The 15,256-nt window shown below is 73.4% G+C and carries 12 protein-coding genes and 1 riboswitch; of the genes, 6 read left to right on the forward strand and 6 right to left on the reverse strand.

Features of this window, described 5'->3' with window-relative positions:
- The first annotated feature begins 347 nt into the window (after positions 1-347).
- From gadC to GGE06_RS15515, 3 genes are read left to right on the forward strand one after another with little or no spacing between them, the layout of a single operon-like run.
- Positions 348-1,814, forward strand: coding sequence for a glutamate/gamma-aminobutyrate antiporter GadC (gadC, locus tag GGE06_RS15505; protein WP_116160119.1), 1,467 nt, complete (start codon positions 348-350; stop codon positions 1,812-1,814).
- The gene (locus GGE06_RS15510) at positions 1,811-2,248 is read left to right on the forward strand and encodes a hypothetical protein (RefSeq protein ID WP_116160118.1); all 438 of its coding nucleotides are present in this window, start codon (positions 1,811-1,813) and stop codon (positions 2,246-2,248) included. Before gadC ends, GGE06_RS15510 begins: the two co-directional genes overlap by 4 nt.
- Positions 2,245-3,543, forward strand: a complete 1,299-nt coding sequence (locus GGE06_RS15515; protein ID WP_246532579.1) for a threonine/serine exporter family protein — start codon at positions 2,245-2,247, stop codon at positions 3,541-3,543. The genes GGE06_RS15510 and GGE06_RS15515 overlap by 4 nt, the downstream gene beginning before the upstream one ends.
- Positions 3,544-3,598: 55 nt before the next feature.
- Here the strand turns inward: GGE06_RS15515 and GGE06_RS15520 are convergent, their stop codons facing one another.
- Positions 3,599-4,921, reverse strand: a complete 1,323-nt coding sequence (locus tag GGE06_RS15520) for a hypothetical protein (protein ID WP_184931078.1) — start codon at positions 4,919-4,921, stop codon at positions 3,599-3,601.
- 118 nt (positions 4,922-5,039) lie between these two features.
- Between GGE06_RS15520 and GGE06_RS15525 the strand changes: the two genes are divergently transcribed.
- Positions 5,040-5,999, forward strand: coding sequence for a D-2-hydroxyacid dehydrogenase family protein (locus tag GGE06_RS15525; protein WP_184931079.1), 960 nt, complete (start codon positions 5,040-5,042; stop codon positions 5,997-5,999).
- A gap of 23 nt (positions 6,000-6,022) precedes the next feature.
- Here GGE06_RS15525 and GGE06_RS15530 read toward each other — a convergent pair whose 3' ends face one another.
- The 4 genes from GGE06_RS15530 to GGE06_RS15545 form a co-directional block, all read right to left on the reverse strand.
- Entirely contained in the window at positions 6,023-6,379 is a 357-nt protein-coding gene (locus tag GGE06_RS15530; protein WP_116160114.1) for a GntR family transcriptional regulator, read from the reverse strand.
- A 2-nt stretch (positions 6,380-6,381) separates the two neighbouring features.
- Positions 6,382-7,341, reverse strand: a complete 960-nt coding sequence (locus tag GGE06_RS15535; RefSeq protein ID WP_116160113.1) for a DUF1648 domain-containing protein — start codon at positions 7,339-7,341, stop codon at positions 6,382-6,384.
- A 119-nt stretch (positions 7,342-7,460) separates the two neighbouring features.
- Positions 7,461-8,330, reverse strand: a complete 870-nt coding sequence (locus tag GGE06_RS15540; protein ID WP_116160112.1) for an alpha/beta fold hydrolase — start codon at positions 8,328-8,330, stop codon at positions 7,461-7,463.
- A gap of 209 nt (positions 8,331-8,539) precedes the next feature.
- Entirely contained in the window at positions 8,540-8,980 is a 441-nt protein-coding gene (locus GGE06_RS15545; RefSeq protein WP_246532580.1) for a MarR family winged helix-turn-helix transcriptional regulator, read from the reverse strand.
- A 95-nt stretch (positions 8,981-9,075) separates the two neighbouring features.
- On the opposite strand from GGE06_RS15545, the gene GGE06_RS15550 reads away from it, so the two are divergent.
- Positions 9,076-9,423 (forward strand): DoxX family protein, encoded by a 348-nt coding sequence (locus GGE06_RS15550; protein WP_116160110.1) that lies wholly within the window; start codon positions 9,076-9,078, stop codon positions 9,421-9,423.
- A gap of 119 nt (positions 9,424-9,542) precedes the next feature.
- Positions 9,543-11,225 carry an ABC-F family ATP-binding cassette domain-containing protein gene (locus GGE06_RS15555; RefSeq protein ID WP_184931081.1) on the forward strand — a complete coding sequence of 561 codons (1,683 nt, stop codon included), beginning with the start codon at positions 9,543-9,545 and terminating at the stop codon, positions 11,223-11,225.
- Between the two features lie 172 nt (positions 11,226-11,397).
- Here the strand turns inward: GGE06_RS15555 and cobN are convergent, their stop codons facing one another.
- Positions 11,398-15,000 (reverse strand): cobaltochelatase subunit CobN, encoded by a 3,603-nt coding sequence (cobN, locus tag GGE06_RS15560; protein ID WP_116160108.1) that lies wholly within the window; start codon positions 14,998-15,000, stop codon positions 11,398-11,400.
- Positions 15,001-15,040: 40 nt separating this feature from the next.
- Positions 15,041-15,180: riboswitch (cobalamin riboswitch) on the reverse strand.
- Positions 15,181-15,256: the final 76 nt, after the last annotated feature.

Here is a 15,256-nt window from a genome sequence, read left to right on the forward strand (position 1 = left end):
ATCCATCTCGACCAGGGGTGGGTCTGACTCCGTTCGCGGGACTGCCCGTGCGCTTCGTCTCCGAGCGCCGCTTCTTCTCGCGCAGGCGCGGCGAGAGGCACCCCTGACCGGGGTGCCCGGCGCGGTGTCGTGGCCGCCCGGCAGCACGGCGGCGCTCCGCGCCCGCTTCGTCCGCCGCCAGGGCGTGCCCCGCGCGCGTACCGCCGCTCCTCCGGCCGTACGCCCTGAGGCGCGTACTGCACTCCGACGAGTGGCCGGGGCCCGTCCCCCGTACGGCCGATCCCGGTTGCCGGGCCCCCAAGGCCGTTCAAGGCTGAACCGATCGTTCCCACGTTCGGGAGGGCCCCTTGAGCAGCATCGACACACCGGCCGAAGTCCCCAGGCCGCGGGCCGCGACACAGACCGCCGCGCCCAGCACCATGACCTGGGTGACGCTCGCCCTGATGACGACCGCGTCGGTCGCCAGCCTGCGGGCCGCGCCGACGATGGCCATCTACGGTCTGGCCTGCGTGTTCCTCTACCTCGTCCCGGCGATCGTCTTCCTGCTGCCGACCGCCCTGGTCTCGGCGGAGCTGGCCTCCGGCTGGAACGGCGGCGTCTACCGCTGGGTCGCCGAGGGGCTGTCCAAGCCGCTCGGATTCCTCGCGGTCTGGTGCCAGTTCGCGATGACGATCTTCTACTACCCGAGCCTGCTGGCCTTCGTCGCCTCGACCATCGCGTACGTCATCGACCCGTCCCTCGCCTCGAACGGCGTCTACACCGCGATCGTCATCATGGTCCTGTACTGGACCGGCGTCTGGGTCTCCTCGCGCGGCACCAAGGCCCTCGCGGGCCTTTCCAGTTGGGGCCTCATCATCGGCACGCTCGTGCCGGGCACGATCCTCGTCGTCCTCGGCATGGTCTTCCTCGGCCAGGGCAACCCGTCCGCCGCGCCGATGAACGCGAGCCACCTGCTGCCGGAGTGGACCGGACTCGCCAGCCTGGTCCTGATCGTCAACAACTTCCTGTCGTACTCCGGCATGGAGATGAACGCGGTCCACGTCTCCTCGCTGAAGGACCCGGCGAAGGAGTACCCGAAGTCGATGTTCCTGGCGATGGGCCTCGTCCTGCTGATCTTCATCCTGCCCGCCCTGGCCATCAGCTGGGTCGTGCCGGCCGACCAGCTCAGCCTCACCGCCGGCGTGATGCAGGCCTTCGACGCCTTCTTCTCGTACTTCGACATCGGCTGGATGACCCCGATCGCCGCCGTCATGCTGATCTCCGCCTCCCTGGCCGGCATGCTGACCTGGCTCGCCGGGCCGTCCAAGGGCCTCCTGGAGATCTCCCGCCAGGAGGGCTACCTGCCGCCGTTCCTGCAGAAGCTCAACAAGTTCGGCATCCAGCAGAACATCCTGGTCACCCAGGGCGTCGTGACCTCGGTCATCGCCCTGATGTACGCGCTCATCCCGAACGTGTCGAGCGTGTACTGGATCTTCTCCACGATCACCACGCAGGTGTACCTCATCGTGTACCTGCTGATGTTCGCCGCCGCGATGCGCCTGCGGAAGACCAAGCCCGACCACCCCCGCGGCTACCGGGTGCCCGCCCTGGGCCTGGTCTGCACGGTCGGCCTGCTCTCCTCGCTCGCGGCGCTCGGCATCGGCTTCGTACCGCCCTCCCAGTTCGGCGGCAGCAGCGTCTGGTCGTACGTCCTCTTCATCGGCTGCGGCCTGCTCGTCCTCGGGTTCCTGATCCCCTGGCTCTTCCTGAAGTTCCGCAAGCCGAACTGGCGCACCGCCGCCGCCGGCGCACCGAGCGAGGGAGGCCGGGCATGAGTCCCACCCGCTTCGCCTCCGAACACAAGTGGATCTACTGGGGCGCGATCGTCCTCCTCGTCGGCCTCGCCGTCACCGGCCTCATCCGGTACGAGGCCGTGAAGGCGAACAACGAGACGCGGAAGAAGGCCGAACAGCTCCAGACGGAACTGGTGAAGGCCGGCTACCCCTCCCCCGACGTCGACACCGTCGAGCAGCTGCTCGGCACCGACGGCGGCGTGGTCTGCGAGCAGCCGGGCAACGCCCTGAAGGCGGCGCTCTGGAAGATCCAGCAGTCGAACGGCGCCGCGGGACCGGGCATGCGCCCCGTCATCTCCGACACCAAGGCGCTGGAGGTCGAGCGGATCGTCCTCCAGGTCTACTGCCCCGACAAGGTCGACGACTTCCAGGAGGAGCTGAACGACCTCAAGACCGACGACACCGTGCGCCGATGAGGCGCGCACCACGAGAAGAGCCCGGGCCCGACGCCGACACAGGCGTCGGGCCCGGTGCCGGTCCCGACCCGCTCCACGACTTCCTCCGCGAACTGACGCGGTTCATGCTGACGTTCAGCGGAGAGGGCGCGGAGGGCGTCGACCGGGTCGTCCGCGGCCTCGCCCGGACGTACGGCGGGTACGCCGAGACCGTGCTCGTCGCGGACGGCGCCGTGCTCTCCGTGACCGCCGGGGGCCGCACCCTCACCTCCACCGTCACCGCCTTCCCCGACGTCGCCCGGCTCGACCGGGCGGTCGCCCTCAAGGAGTTCGTCGAGCGCGTACGGGACACCCGGCCGCCCCTGCCCGAGGCGACGGCCGGCCTGCGGCGGGTCGAGACCCTGCCCGCGACGGTGCCGCGCTGGGCCCGCGGGGCGGGCATCGTGCTGTTCTCCGTCGGGTTCGCGCCGGCCGTCCAGCCGACCTGGTACGAGATCGGCACCACCGCCCTCCTCGCCGCCCTGGTCGCGGCCCTGACCGTCCTGTCGGACCGCCGGCCGCGCCTCGCGCGCGTACTGCCGCTGCTCGCCGCCGTCCTGGTCTCCCTGGTGACCCTGGGCGTCCTCCAGCCGGGCCACGGCCACGGCGGTCCGGTGCTGATCATGCTTCCGGCGCTGTTCTTCTTCGTGCCCGGCGACCTGCTCAGCGCGGCCACCGCCGAACTCGTCGGCGGCTTCCTGACGACCGGCGCGGTCCGCCTCGTCTACGCCCTCGTGCTGCTCCTCCAGCTGTACGTGGGCGTGCTCATCGGCGTGGCCGTGACCGGCACGCCGAGCAGTGCGCTCTTCGACGGCGCGCAGGACGCCGATCTGTCCCGGTGGGTGCTCGTCGCGAGCTGGGCCGTCTTCACGGTGGGCCTGATCCTCGCGTTCGGGGTGCCGTGGCGGGCCGCGGGCTGGCTGACCGGCCTCGTGTACCTGTCGCTCGGCGTCCAGGCGGCGGGCACGGCCCTGATCGGTGAGGTCGCCGGCACGTTCGTCGCCGCGACGGCCCTCGCCGTCGCGGCGGACCTGCTGTCCCGGCCGGCGGGGCGGCCGCCCCGGCTCGTCCTCTTCCTGGGCGGCTTCTTCACCCTCACCGTCGGCTCGCTGGGCCTGCGGGCGCTGACCTCCCTGGCGGGCGGTCACGTCCTGCACGGCTTCCGCGACCTCATGGACTTCGTCACGATCGTCACGACGATCGCGGTCGGGCTCCTCGTGGGGGCGGCGCTCGTACCGGGGCGGGTGGAGAAGGAGTTCCCGGCGGCCTCTGAGTGACGAGACCCCCGGGGCCAGGGGCTCCGGGGGTCTCGGTCTCGGCCGCTTCGGTCGGCTACGCCGGAGCGCTGGGGGGACTCTCGGCCGGGGGACGTGCGGCAGGGGCCGCTTCGGCCGGTTCCTCCGCCAGGAAGGCCACCACCGCGAGCACGAAGACCAGGACGAGGGTGATGCCCACGATGACCCAGGCGGTGGGGTGGGGCCAGAAGACGACGGCGGCGGCCGCCCCGGCGACGAGGATCCAGGTGATCCAGGTGCGGTAGCGGCGGACGAACGGGCCCACCGGGCCGAGGCGCATGCCCGCGTGGTCGGCGGTGGCGCGGGTCGCGGTGATGCCGGAGTGCCAGAGGCCCCGGACGAGGACGGCGGGACGGCTCGGGCCGGAGAGCCAGGCGGCGAGGGCGATCAGGATGCCGAGGGCCGCGTACACCCGCACCGAGGTGCGGAGGAAGCGGATCAGGGTGTCGTAGATGGAACTCGCGGCGCCCGGGGAGACGTTGGCGGGCAGGGCGTTCAGATAGACCGTACGGAAGACGGTGAGGGCCACGCCGAGGACGATCGCGGCGAAGGCGACGCCGAGGGCCGCGGCGACCAGGGTGCGGCGGCGCTTCACGGCGAGCAGCACACCGCCGGCGACGAGCAGGATCGCGATCACCGGCAGCCACACGCCCATCGCCTGGAGCAGCGCGAAGCCGGTCTTCACCTTGCCGATGTCCTCGGACTTGACCACGGTGAAGTCGGTGTGGATCTCGGGGATCTTGGCGGCGACGTCGAGGCCGGACTCGACGAGCCGCTGCTTCACCCGGTCGATCACGGGTGCCAGGTCGATGGTGACCGTGTTCGTCTCGATCTTCACGGCGCCCTCGTCGCTGCCGGTGAGGGCGCGGTCGAGGGAGGTGTGGACGGCCCGGTTGGCGTCGGTCCAGATCGTCTCGAACGCCGGGGAGGCGACGACGTCCTGGGTCCGCTCGTGGACGAAGCTGGCGACCGCGCTCTGCAGGGAGCCGCCCAGCTTGCCGAGGGCCTTGGCCGCCAGCGGCCGCTGGTCGGGCGCGACGCCCTCCAGGAGGGAGGGCAGGTCGATGTGCTCCATGACGGCGTTCGTCACGCGGGTGGCGACGGCCGCCTGGATGTCCGGGTCCGAGGCGAGCGGCTTGACCGTCTGCACGTACCGGTCGGTGTCGCCGACGAGGTCCGCGGTCCAGGTGGAGACGATGCCGAGCGGGACGAGGACGCAGCCGATGACGATGAGCAGGGCGGAGAAGAAGGAGCGGACGCGGTGGTGGGGTGGTGGGGCGGCCGCCTTCTCCGCTTCGAGCGCGGCCACTCTCGCCCGGAGTGCGGAGAGTTCGTCTCCGCTGGCACCGGCAGCTTCCATGACACCAGCCCTTCCGAGGGTGACAATTCTGGATAATTCTCCTTTCGGTCGCCGCCCCTGTCGCCCTGGGTGTGGCATCCGTGCCGGGTCCGCGGACCCGATCCGCGATCATGCGGTCATGAAGCTGCGCTGCGCCGTACTCGACGACTACCAGGGCGTCGCCCTCTCCTCCGCCGACTGGAGCCCGCTCGCGGACCGCGTGGACGTCCGCGTGCTGCGCGAGCACCTCACGGACCGGGACGCGCTCGTCGCCGCCGTCGAGGACTGCGAGATCCTCGTGGTCATGCGGGAGCGGACCCCGGTCGACGCCGGGCTCCTCGCCCGCCTCCCCCGGCTGCGGCTCCTGATCACCTCGGGGATGCGCAACGCCTCGATCGACCTGGCGGCCTGCCGGGCGCGCGGCGTCACCGTCTGCGGCACCGCCAGCAGCTCCGAGCCGCCCACCGAACTGACCTGGGCGCTCCTCCTGGGCCTCGCCCGGCACGTACCGGCGGAGGCGCGGGCCCTGCGGGAGGGCGGGCCGTGGCAGTCGACCGTCGGCGCCGACCTCTCCGGCCGGAGGCTCGGCCTCGTCGGCCTGGGCAAGATCGGCGCCCGGGTGGCCCGGATCGGTCTCGCCTTCGGCATGGACGTGGCCGCCTGGAGCCCGAACCTGACGGAGGAGCGGGCCGCCGAGCACGGCGTCCGGCTCGCGAAGGACAAGCGGGACCTGCTCGCGGGCAGCGACTTCGTCTCGCTGCACATGGTGCTGTCCGACCGCACCCGCGGCCTGATCGGGGAGCCCGAACTGCGGGCGATGCGCCCGTCCGCGTACCTCGTCAACACCTCCCGGGCCGGGCTCGTCGACGGCGGGGCGCTGCTGCGGGCGCTGCGCGAGGGGTGGATCGCCGGGGCGGGGCTCGACGTGTACGAGGTGGAGCCGCTGCCCGGCGACGACCCGCTGCGGGCGCTGCCGAACGTCCTGGCCCTCCCCCATCTGGGCTATGTGACGGAGGGGAACTACGCCCGCTACTTCGGCCAGGCGGTCGAGGACGTCGAGGCCTTCCTGGCGGGGGCGCCGGTCCGCGAGCTGTCCTGAACCCCGGGCCCTCCCGGCAGGACCTACCCCAGGCTCGTACGCGCCAGGTCCAGGAACTCCTCGTCCGTCAGGCCCAGCTCCCGCGCCTCCGCCGCCGCCTCCCGGAGGCGGGAGACGAGACGGGCGCGGTCGGGGGCCGTGGCACCGGGGACGATCAGAGCACCCCGCCCGCGGCGGAGTTCGATGAGGCCCTCCTCGCGGAGCCGCTGGTAGCCGCGGAGGACGGTGTGGACGTTGACGCCGAGGGAGTCGGCGAGCTCCCGGGCGGCGGGGAGGCGCTCGCCGGGCGCCGCGGAGCCGTCGGCGAGGGCGCCCCGGACGCAGGCGGCGATCTGGTCGCCGAGGGGCACGGCGGAGGCCGGGTCGACACGGAAGAGCACGGTCAGACCTTCCCATGCCGCTCGGCGAGGGTGTTGAGGAGCGCGGCGGCGGTCCGCGCGTCGGGCACGGTGACGGCGAACTCGCGGCCGCTGCTCCGCCGCACGACGAGCGTCTCGCCGGCCCGGACGATCCAGCCGGTCCGGTGGGCGCGGACCCGGTAGCCCCAGCCGCCGAACTCGGCGAGGACGGCGGCCGTGTCGAGCTCCCGGACGTTCGCGCCGGCGACCTCGTCGAGCGGGATCCGGGCGCGGGGCCGGGGGGCCAGCGCGGACCGCACGGTGAGGCCGCGCCGGTCGACGGTGACCCTGACCCGGGCGAGGGCGAGCCCGGGAAGCCCGATGACCAGGCCGAGGAGGCCGAGCAGGGAGGCGGGCCGGGGCGCGAGGAGCAGGACGGCGGGGGCGGCGGCGAGGGCGAGCACCGCGAGGACGGTGAGCGGCCGGGAGGCGGTGGCGCGGCTCCAGCCGGCGACCTCGCCCGCGCCGAGCGGCAGCCGGGGGGCGTCGGGCAGGCCGGTTCCCGCGGCGGGTTCGTCGCGGGGGACGAGCCGGGTCAGTCCCCACCCGGCGAGGCCGAGGAGGGCGGCGGTCGCCCCCGCGAACAGGAGGTTGGTCAGGGGGGAGTCGACCTGCGCCGGGTCGGTGGCGTCCAGGTTGTCCCGTACGAGGAGGACGAGGAGGACGCCGGTGAAGCCGGCGGTCGCCCAGGCGCCCCAGAGCGAGCCGCGGCGGACCAGGAAGGTCCAGCCGGCACCGAGCGCGAGGAGCAGACCGGTGCTGACGGCCGTGAAGGCGGTACGGCCGGTGAAGCCGTCGGCGCGGCCGCCTTCCGGGCCGAAGTGGGTGGCGAGCGTGTCGGGCAGCCGGTCGTACCGAAGGGCGAGGAGCACCAGGTAGACGGCGAGGGTGACGACGAAGGGGAGCGCGGCGAGGGCGCGGAGACGGGGCGTGGAGCGGTGCATGAGACCTCCTTTGTTCGCATCACCATAGAACAAGTTGTTCGTACTCCGCTAGAACAACCCCGTCATCTGTCGCGCGGTGACCGGCCGCCGCCGCGCAGGAGGAGCCCCCTCCCGGCGGCTCAGCCCTCGGCCAGCGCCGCCCGCAGCGCCTTGGCGAACTCCTCCGGGGCGCCCTGCTGCCCGAACTCGCCGCCCAGGAAGCCGCCGTGGTGGCTCGGGAAGACGGCGAGCGGGGTGCCGAGCGCCCCGGCGAGGGCGGCCGCCGCGCGGGCCGCGAACTGGCCCTCGGACTCCTCGCCCGCGGCCACGACGATCCGGGTCGGCGCGGCGCTCAGGGCGGGGACGTCGGGCCGGTAGGAGGTGCAGCCGCGCATGTTCTGCCCGAGCAGCGGGTCGCCGCGCGAGCCGTCGTCCTCGGACGGGAACCCGAAGGTCTCGGGCCCGGGGAACGGGCCGTCGGACCAGTCCGCCGGGAGGGGGCCCTGGTGGCCGGTCAGGGCGATGAACCTGACCATGCCCGCGCCCCAGCCGTCCCGGAGATAGGTCGCGTGGACGTCCTCGCAGGCCGCGAGGGCGGCCTCGCGGTCCTCGACGACCTGCGCGGTCGGCGGCTCGTGCGCGACGAGGGTGTGCACCAGGTCGCCGCGGCGGGCCACCAGGGCGAGGGAGTTGACGGCGCCGCCGCTGCTCGCGAAGACGTCCACGGGACCGGCACCGAGCGCCTCGATCAGCCGGGCCAGGTCGTCGGCGTGCTCCTCGGGGAGCGTCTCGGCCGCGCCGTCGGTGCGCTCGCTGCGACCCACCCCGCGCGGGTCGTACGTCACGACGGTCCGGTCGGCGAAGTGGGAGGCGAGCGTGGTGAAGCCGGTCGCGTCCATGGGCGAGCCGATCAGCAGCAGGGGACGCTCTTCGGTCCCGGTGCCGGGGCGCACGTCGTAGCGCAGGGTCGCGCCGACGGTGTCCAGGGTCCGGGTGTCGGTCTCGGCCATGGTTCTCTCCTCCAGGGTGGGACGGTCATGGAGGTAGACGGCCCGCGCCCCCGGAAGTCATCGCACCCGGGCGAGGTTCTTCTCGGCAGCTTTCCGCGGTGAGCTCTTCCGCGGTGAGCTCTTCCGCGGCGAGCTCTTCCGCAGCGAGCTCTTCCGCAGCGAGTTCTTCCGCAGCGAGTTCTTCCGCGGTGAGGCTCTCCCTCTGGCGACTACTCGCCACATTCGTGGACGGCCGGGTCCACGACGACGCGGTCCAACAGTCCGCGCAGAAGGGCCTGTTCGGCGTCGGTGAGGTCGCCGAAGAGCTCCTTCTCGGCCTCGCGCACGGCCTCGTCGATGCGCTCCAGGGCGTCGGTGCCGGCCGGGGTGATCTCGACGATGTGACGGCGGCGGTCGGCCGGGTCGCGGCGGCGCTCGGCGAGCCCGGCCGCCTCCAACTCGTTCAGGATCGCGACCAGTTGACTCGGGTCGAGCCCCATCGCGACGGCGAGCTCGCGCTGGCTCGTGGCCCCCGGGGCGAGCTGCATCAGCGTCATCGCGTTGCGCGGGTGCAGCCCGGCGACACCCAGGGCGGCGCGGATGCGCGCGCCGGTGAGCTCGCCGCGGAAGGAGAGGAGGAAGCCGAGGCGATCGGTCGGGAGAGCTGCCATGCCGTCCACGGTAACAAGAACATCTCGATTGTGGAGCGTCATCAATCGTTGATACTCTTCAACAGTTTTCGTCCCCAGACCGTTGGAGCACCTCCATGTTCATCGCCTATGCCGCCGTCGCGGCCCTGCTCGCCCTCGCCTCACTCGGCTCCGCCTTCATGACCTTCACCAAGAACCCGCAGGTCATCGGCAGCATGACCAAGGTGGGCGTGCCGGAGGGCGCACTGCCGTGGCTCGCGACCGCGAAGGCGGCGGGCGCGATCGGCCTGCTCGTGGGCCTCTTCGTCCCGGCGCTCGGCGAGGCCGCGGCGGTGGGCCTGGTGCTCTACTTCGCGGGCGCGGTCATCTCCCACCTGCGGGTGAAGGACTACGAGCTGGCACCGGCGGCGGTCCTGACGCTGATCGCGGCGGCGGCGCTGGTGCTGCGCATAGCCTCCGCCTGACCCCCTCATCGACGATACGAGACGTATCGTCTTGCCAGACCTCCCCGAGTGCCGTACTGTCGCCACTCAGGCGAGACGCCACGTCTCGCGTCCATGTCCCCGACGGCAGGAGGTCGCCCTTGTTCCGTGCCCGATTCATCGACGTCACCAAGCGCTACGACGACCGGTACGTGCAGAACCGGACCGTGCTCGACCGGGTCTCGTTCACCGTCCGCCCCGGCGAACGCCTCGGCATCGTCGGGGACAACGGCGCGGGGAAGTCCACCCTGCTCCGGCTCCTCGCCGGCCTGGAGACCGCCGACAACGGCACGGTGACCGTCGAGAGCCCCGGCGGGACGGGCCACCTCGCCCAGACCCTGGACCTGCCCCCGACCGCGACCGTCGGCGACGCCGTCGACCACGCGCTCGCGGACATCCGGGAGCTGGAGGAGGCGATCCGCGGTGCCGAGGCGGAGCTGTACGCCACCGGCGACCTCGCCGGGTACGCGGAACTGCTCGCCGCGTACGAGGCGCGGGGCGGAGCCGGGGCCGGCCGGCGCGTCGAGACCGTCCTGCGGCGGCTCGGCGAGCCCGCGCCGCTCGACCGGGACCGGCCGCTCGGCACCCTCTCCGGCGGGCAGCGCGCACGGCTGGCCCTCGCCGGCGTCCTCGCCGCCGACCCCGAACTGCTGCTGCTCGACGAGCCGACGAACGACCTCGACGACGAGGCCGTCGCCTGGCTGGAGGAGCGGCTGCGGGCCCACCGGGGCACGGTCGTCGCCGTCTCCCACGACCGGGTCTTCCTGGACCGCGTCACCACCGCCGTCCTGGAGGTGGACGAGGACCGCCACACCCTGCGGCGGTACGGCGACGGCTACCGCGGCTACCTCGCCGGACGCGCCGCCGAGCGGGCCCGCAGACAGCGGGAGCACGAGGAGTGGAAGGAGGAGCTCGCCCGGTACCGGGCGCTGGCCGACACCCACATCGACCGGTTCTCCGCGATCCCCCGCAAGGCCCCGGCCGCGTTCAGCGGGGCGGGCGCCTTCCGGGCCCGGTCACGGGCGCACGGCGCCATGAGCCGCATCCGCGCCGCCCGCGAGCGGGTCGCCCGGCTCACCGACGCGCCCGTCCCGCCGCCGCCGGAGCCGCTGCGCTTCCGCGCGGACCTGGTGGGCGAGGGCGCGGCGGTCTCCGTGACCGGCCTCCGGGTCGACGGCCGGCTCCACCTGGACGCGCTGCACCTGCCGCCGGGCGCGCGGCTCCTCGTGACCGGACCCAACGGCGCCGGGAAGACCACCCTCCTCCGAGTCCTGGCGGGCGAACTCGCCCCGGACGCGGGCACGGTGACCGCACCCGCCCGGGTCGGGCTGCTCCGCCAGGACACGACCTCACCCCTCGACCCCCGTACGGTGGGCGAGGCCTTCGGAGAGGGCCGCGAGGACGAACTGCTCGCCCTCGGGCTCTTCGCCGCCCGGGATCTGGCGACCCCGGTCCGGCTGCTTTCCACGGGCCAGCGCCGGAAGCTGGAACTGGCCCGGTTGGCGACGTCGGCCGCCGATCTGCTGCTCCTCGACGAGCCGACGAACCATCTGGCGCCGGGGCTTGTGGAGGAGCTGGAGGCGGCGCTGGCTTCTTATCGGGGCACGGTGATCGTGGTGACCCACGACCGTCGCCTCCGCGCCGCCTTCCGGGGCCACCGCCTGCACCTGAACCCCGTTGTGGGCTGCGCTTCCGCGCCCCGTTGTGGGCAATCGTTCCGCAGGGCGGAACGGGTGGGCACAACGGACCCGCGCCCTGACGGCGCCAGAGGCTCCCGAGCCTGAACCCGCACGTGCGGTGCGGCGCACAACGTGGTGCGGGTCAGGGCACGGAACGCGGAGGCGCCGCTAAGGGCGCCGTCCCGTGTGCCCACCCTCCCCCGAGCTCTCGGCTTCGCTCGAGCAGGGGAGACCCCCTCGCCCTGCGGGACGATCGCCCACACGGCGGCACGCAGGCCTACTCCTCCCCCTCCAAGTCGCCCTCCGTCTCCAGGAAGACCTGGCGGAGGGCCGCCAGCGTGTCCGGGTCCGGCTTCTCCCACATGCCGCGCGACTCCGCTTCCAGGAGGCGTTCCGCGATGCCGTGGAGGGCCCAGGGGTTGGCCTCCTTGAGGAAGGCCTGGTTCGTCTCGTCGAGGACGTACTCCTGCGTGAGCTTGTCGTACATCCAGTCGGCGACGACACCGGTCGTCGCGTCGTACCCGAAGAGGTAGTCGACGGTCGCCGCCAGCTCGAACGCGCCCTTGTACCCGTGGCGCCGCATCGCCTCGATCCAGCGCGGGTTCACGACACGCGCCCGGAAGACCCGGGAGGTCTCCTCGACGAGCGTGCGCGTGCGGACGGTCTCGGGGCGGGTGGAGTCGCCGATGTACGCCTCGGGAGCCGTGCCCGTGAGCGCGCGGACGGTCGCGACCATGCCGCCGTGGTACTGGAAGTAGTCGTCGGAGTCGGCGATGTCGTGCTCGCGCGTGTCCGTGTTCTTCGCGGCCACCGCGATCCGCTTGTACGCGGTCTCCATCTCCTCCCGGGCCGGCCGGCCTTCGAGGCCACGGCCGTACGCGTACCCGCCCCACACCGTGTACACCTCGGCGAGGTCCGCGTCGGTGCGCCAGTCGCGCGAGTCGATCAGCTGGAGGATGCCCGCGCCGTACGTGCCGGGCCGCGAGCCGAAGATGCGGGTGGTGGCGCGCCGCTCGTCGCCGTGCTCGGCGAGGTCGGCCTGCGCGTGCGCGCGGACGTAGTTGTCGGAGGCCGGTTCGTCGAGGCCCGCGACGAGCCGTACGGCGTCGTCCAGGAGCCCGATGACGTGCGGGAACGCGTCGCGGAAGAAGCCCGAGATGCGCAGCGTCACGTCGACGCGCGGGCGGCCGAGCTCGGCGAGCGGGATCGGCTCCAGGCCGTTCACGCGGCGCGAGGCCTCGTCCCACAGCGGGCGGACGCCGAGCAGGGCGAGCGCCTCGGCGACGTCGTCGCCGGCGGTGCGCATCGCGCTCGTACCCCAGAGGGACAGGCCGACGGAGGTCGGCCACGAGCCGTTGTCCTCGCGGTAGCGCGTGAGCAGCGAGTCGGCGAGCGCCTGGCCCGTCTCCCAGGCGAGCCGGGACGGCACGGCCTTCGGGTCGACGGAGTAGAAGTTGCGGCCGGTCGGCAGGACGTTGACCAGGCCCCGGAGCGGGGAGCCGGACGGGCCGGCCGGGACGAAGCCGCCGTTCAGGGCGTGCACGGCGTGGGCCAGCTCGTCGGTGGTGGCGGCGAGCCGCGGCACGACCTGGAGGGCGGCGAAGGACAGCACCTCGCGGACCTCGGGGCCGTACGCGGCGGCGACCGTATCGATCGCGTCCACCGCCCAGTCGGCCGCCTCCATCGCCTCGACCAGCTGCCGCGCCTTCGCCTCCGCCTCGTCGGCGGTGGTGCGGGTCGCGGCCGACTCGTCCAGGCCGAGGGCCTCGCGCAGACCCGGCAGGGCCTGCGTGCCGCCCCAGATCTGGCGGGCGCGGAGGATGGAGAGGACCAGGTTGACGCGGGCCTCGCCGGTCGGCGCGCCGCCGAGGACGTGCAGGCCGTCGCGGATCTGGGCGTCCTTGACCTCGCACAGCCAGCCGTCGACGTGCAGCAGGAAGTCGTCGAAGCCGTCGTCCTCCGGGCGCTCCTCCAGGCCGAGGTCGTGGTCGAGCTTCGCGGCCTGGATCAGGGTCCAGATCTGGGCGCGGATGGCCGGGAGCTTCGCCGGGTCCATCGAGCTGATCTGCGCGTACTCGTCGAGCAGCTGCTCCAGGCGCGCGATGTCGCCGTACGAGTCGGCGCGGGCCATCGGCGGCACGAGGTGGTCGACGAGGGTCGCGTGGACGCGGCGCTTGGCCTGGGTGCCCTCGCCCGGGTCGTTGACGAGGAACGGGTAGACCAGCGGGATGTCGCCGAGGGCCGCGTCGGGGCCGCAGGCGGCGGACAGGCCGGCGTTCTTGCCGGGCAGCCACTCCAGGTTGCCGTGCTTGCCGAGGTGGACCATGGCGTCGGCGCCGAAGCCGCCGTCCTCGGCGCGGGCGGCGATCCAGCGGTAGGCGGCCAGGTAGTGGTGGGACGGCGGGAGATCGGGGTCGTGGTAGATCGCGATCGGGTTCTCGCCGAAGCCGCGCGGCGGCTGGATGAGGACGAGGAGGTTCCCGCGGCGCAGGGCGGCGAGGACGATGTCGCCCTCCGGGTTCCGCGAACGGTCGAGGAACATCTCGCCGGGCGCCGGGCCCCAGTGCTCCTCCACCTGCTCGCGGAGCTCGGCGGGCAGGGTCGCGTACCAGCGCTTGTAGTCGGCGGCCGGGATGCGGACCGGGTTCTTCGCGAGCTGCTCCTCGGTCAGCCAGTCCTGGTCGTGGCCGCCGGCCTCGATGAGGGCGTAGATCAGCTCGTCGCCGTCGCCGGAGACCAGGCCCGGGAGCTCGGCCTCGGGCCCGAAGTCGTAGCCCTCGGCGATCAGGCGGCGCAGCAGCGCGACGGCGGAGGCCGGGGTGTCGAGGCCGACGGCGTTGCCGATGCGGGAGTGCTTCGTCGGGTACGCGGAGAGGACGAGCGCCAGCCTCTTCTCGGCGTTCGGGATGTGGCGGAGCCGGGCGTGTCGGACGGCGATCCCGGCGACGCGGGCCGCGCGCTCGGCGTCGGCGACGTACGCGGGCAGGCCGTCCTCGTCGATCTCCTTGAAGGAGAAGGGAACGGTGATGAGCCGGCCGTCGAACTCGGGCACGGCGACCTGGCTGGCGGCGTCCAGCGGGGAGAGGCCCTCGTCGTTCTCCTCCCACGCGGACCGCGAGCCGGTCAGGCACAGGGCCTGGAGGATCGGCACGTCGAGCGCGGCGAGCGCGCCCGCGTCCCAGGCCTCCTCGTCGCCGCCGGCCTGCGCCTCGGCGGGCTTGGTGCCACCGGCGGCGAGGACGGTCGTGACGATCGCGTCGGCCCCGCGCAGGACGGAGATCAGCTCGGCCTCGGGGGCGCGCAGGGACGCCACGTACAGCGGGAGGGCGCGGGCCCCGGCGTCCTCGATGGCGCCGCAGAGGGCGTCGACGAAGGCGGTGTTCCCGCTCATGTGGTGGGCGCGGTAGTAGAGCACGGCGACGGTCGGGCCGGTCCCGGTGGCCCTGGCCGTCCGCTCCAGGGGGCCCCAGGTGGGGGCGGCGGCCGGGGCGTCGAAGCCGTGGCCGGTGAGCAGGACGGTGTCGGAGAGGAAGCGGGCCAGGTGCTCCAGGTTGGCCGGGCCGCCGTGCGCCAGATAGGCGTGCGCCTCGGTGGCGACGCCGACGGGGACGGTGGAGGCCTCCATGAGCTGGGCGTCGGGGGCCTGTTCGCCGCTGAGCACGACGACCGGCTTCCCGGCGGCGCGGATCGCGTCGAGGCCCTCCTGCCAGGAGCGGACGCCGCCGAGGAGCCGGACGACGACCAGGTCGGCGCCGTCGAGCAGCCCGGGGAGGTCGGCGAGGGGGAGGCGGGAGGGGTTGGCGAAGCGGTACTCCACCGGCCCCCCGGCCGCACGGGCGCTGAGCAGGTCGGTGTCGGAGTGCGACAGCAGCAGGAGCATGGCGAGCTCAGGCCCTTCCTCGGGGTTGTCCGCGCCCCGGGTGGTCGTATGGACGGCGGGAGTTCCTGACTCACCCGTCCCCTCGCGGGTACGGGCTCACAGTGGCGGGACCGCGCCGGATTCTCACCGGGCTTCCTCCCCGGGGTCCTGGGACCCCATGCCGGTCTGCATCCTAGAACGTGCCGCCGACCGGACCCAGGGAGCGAGGGCGTCGGCCGGATCACACCGGCCGGAGGGAGCGGGAGAGTCGGCCGGA

It is taken from the genome of Streptomyces nymphaeiformis (assembly GCF_014203895.1).
Classification (GTDB): Bacteria; Actinomycetota; Actinomycetes; order Streptomycetales; family Streptomycetaceae; genus Streptomyces; species Streptomyces nymphaeiformis.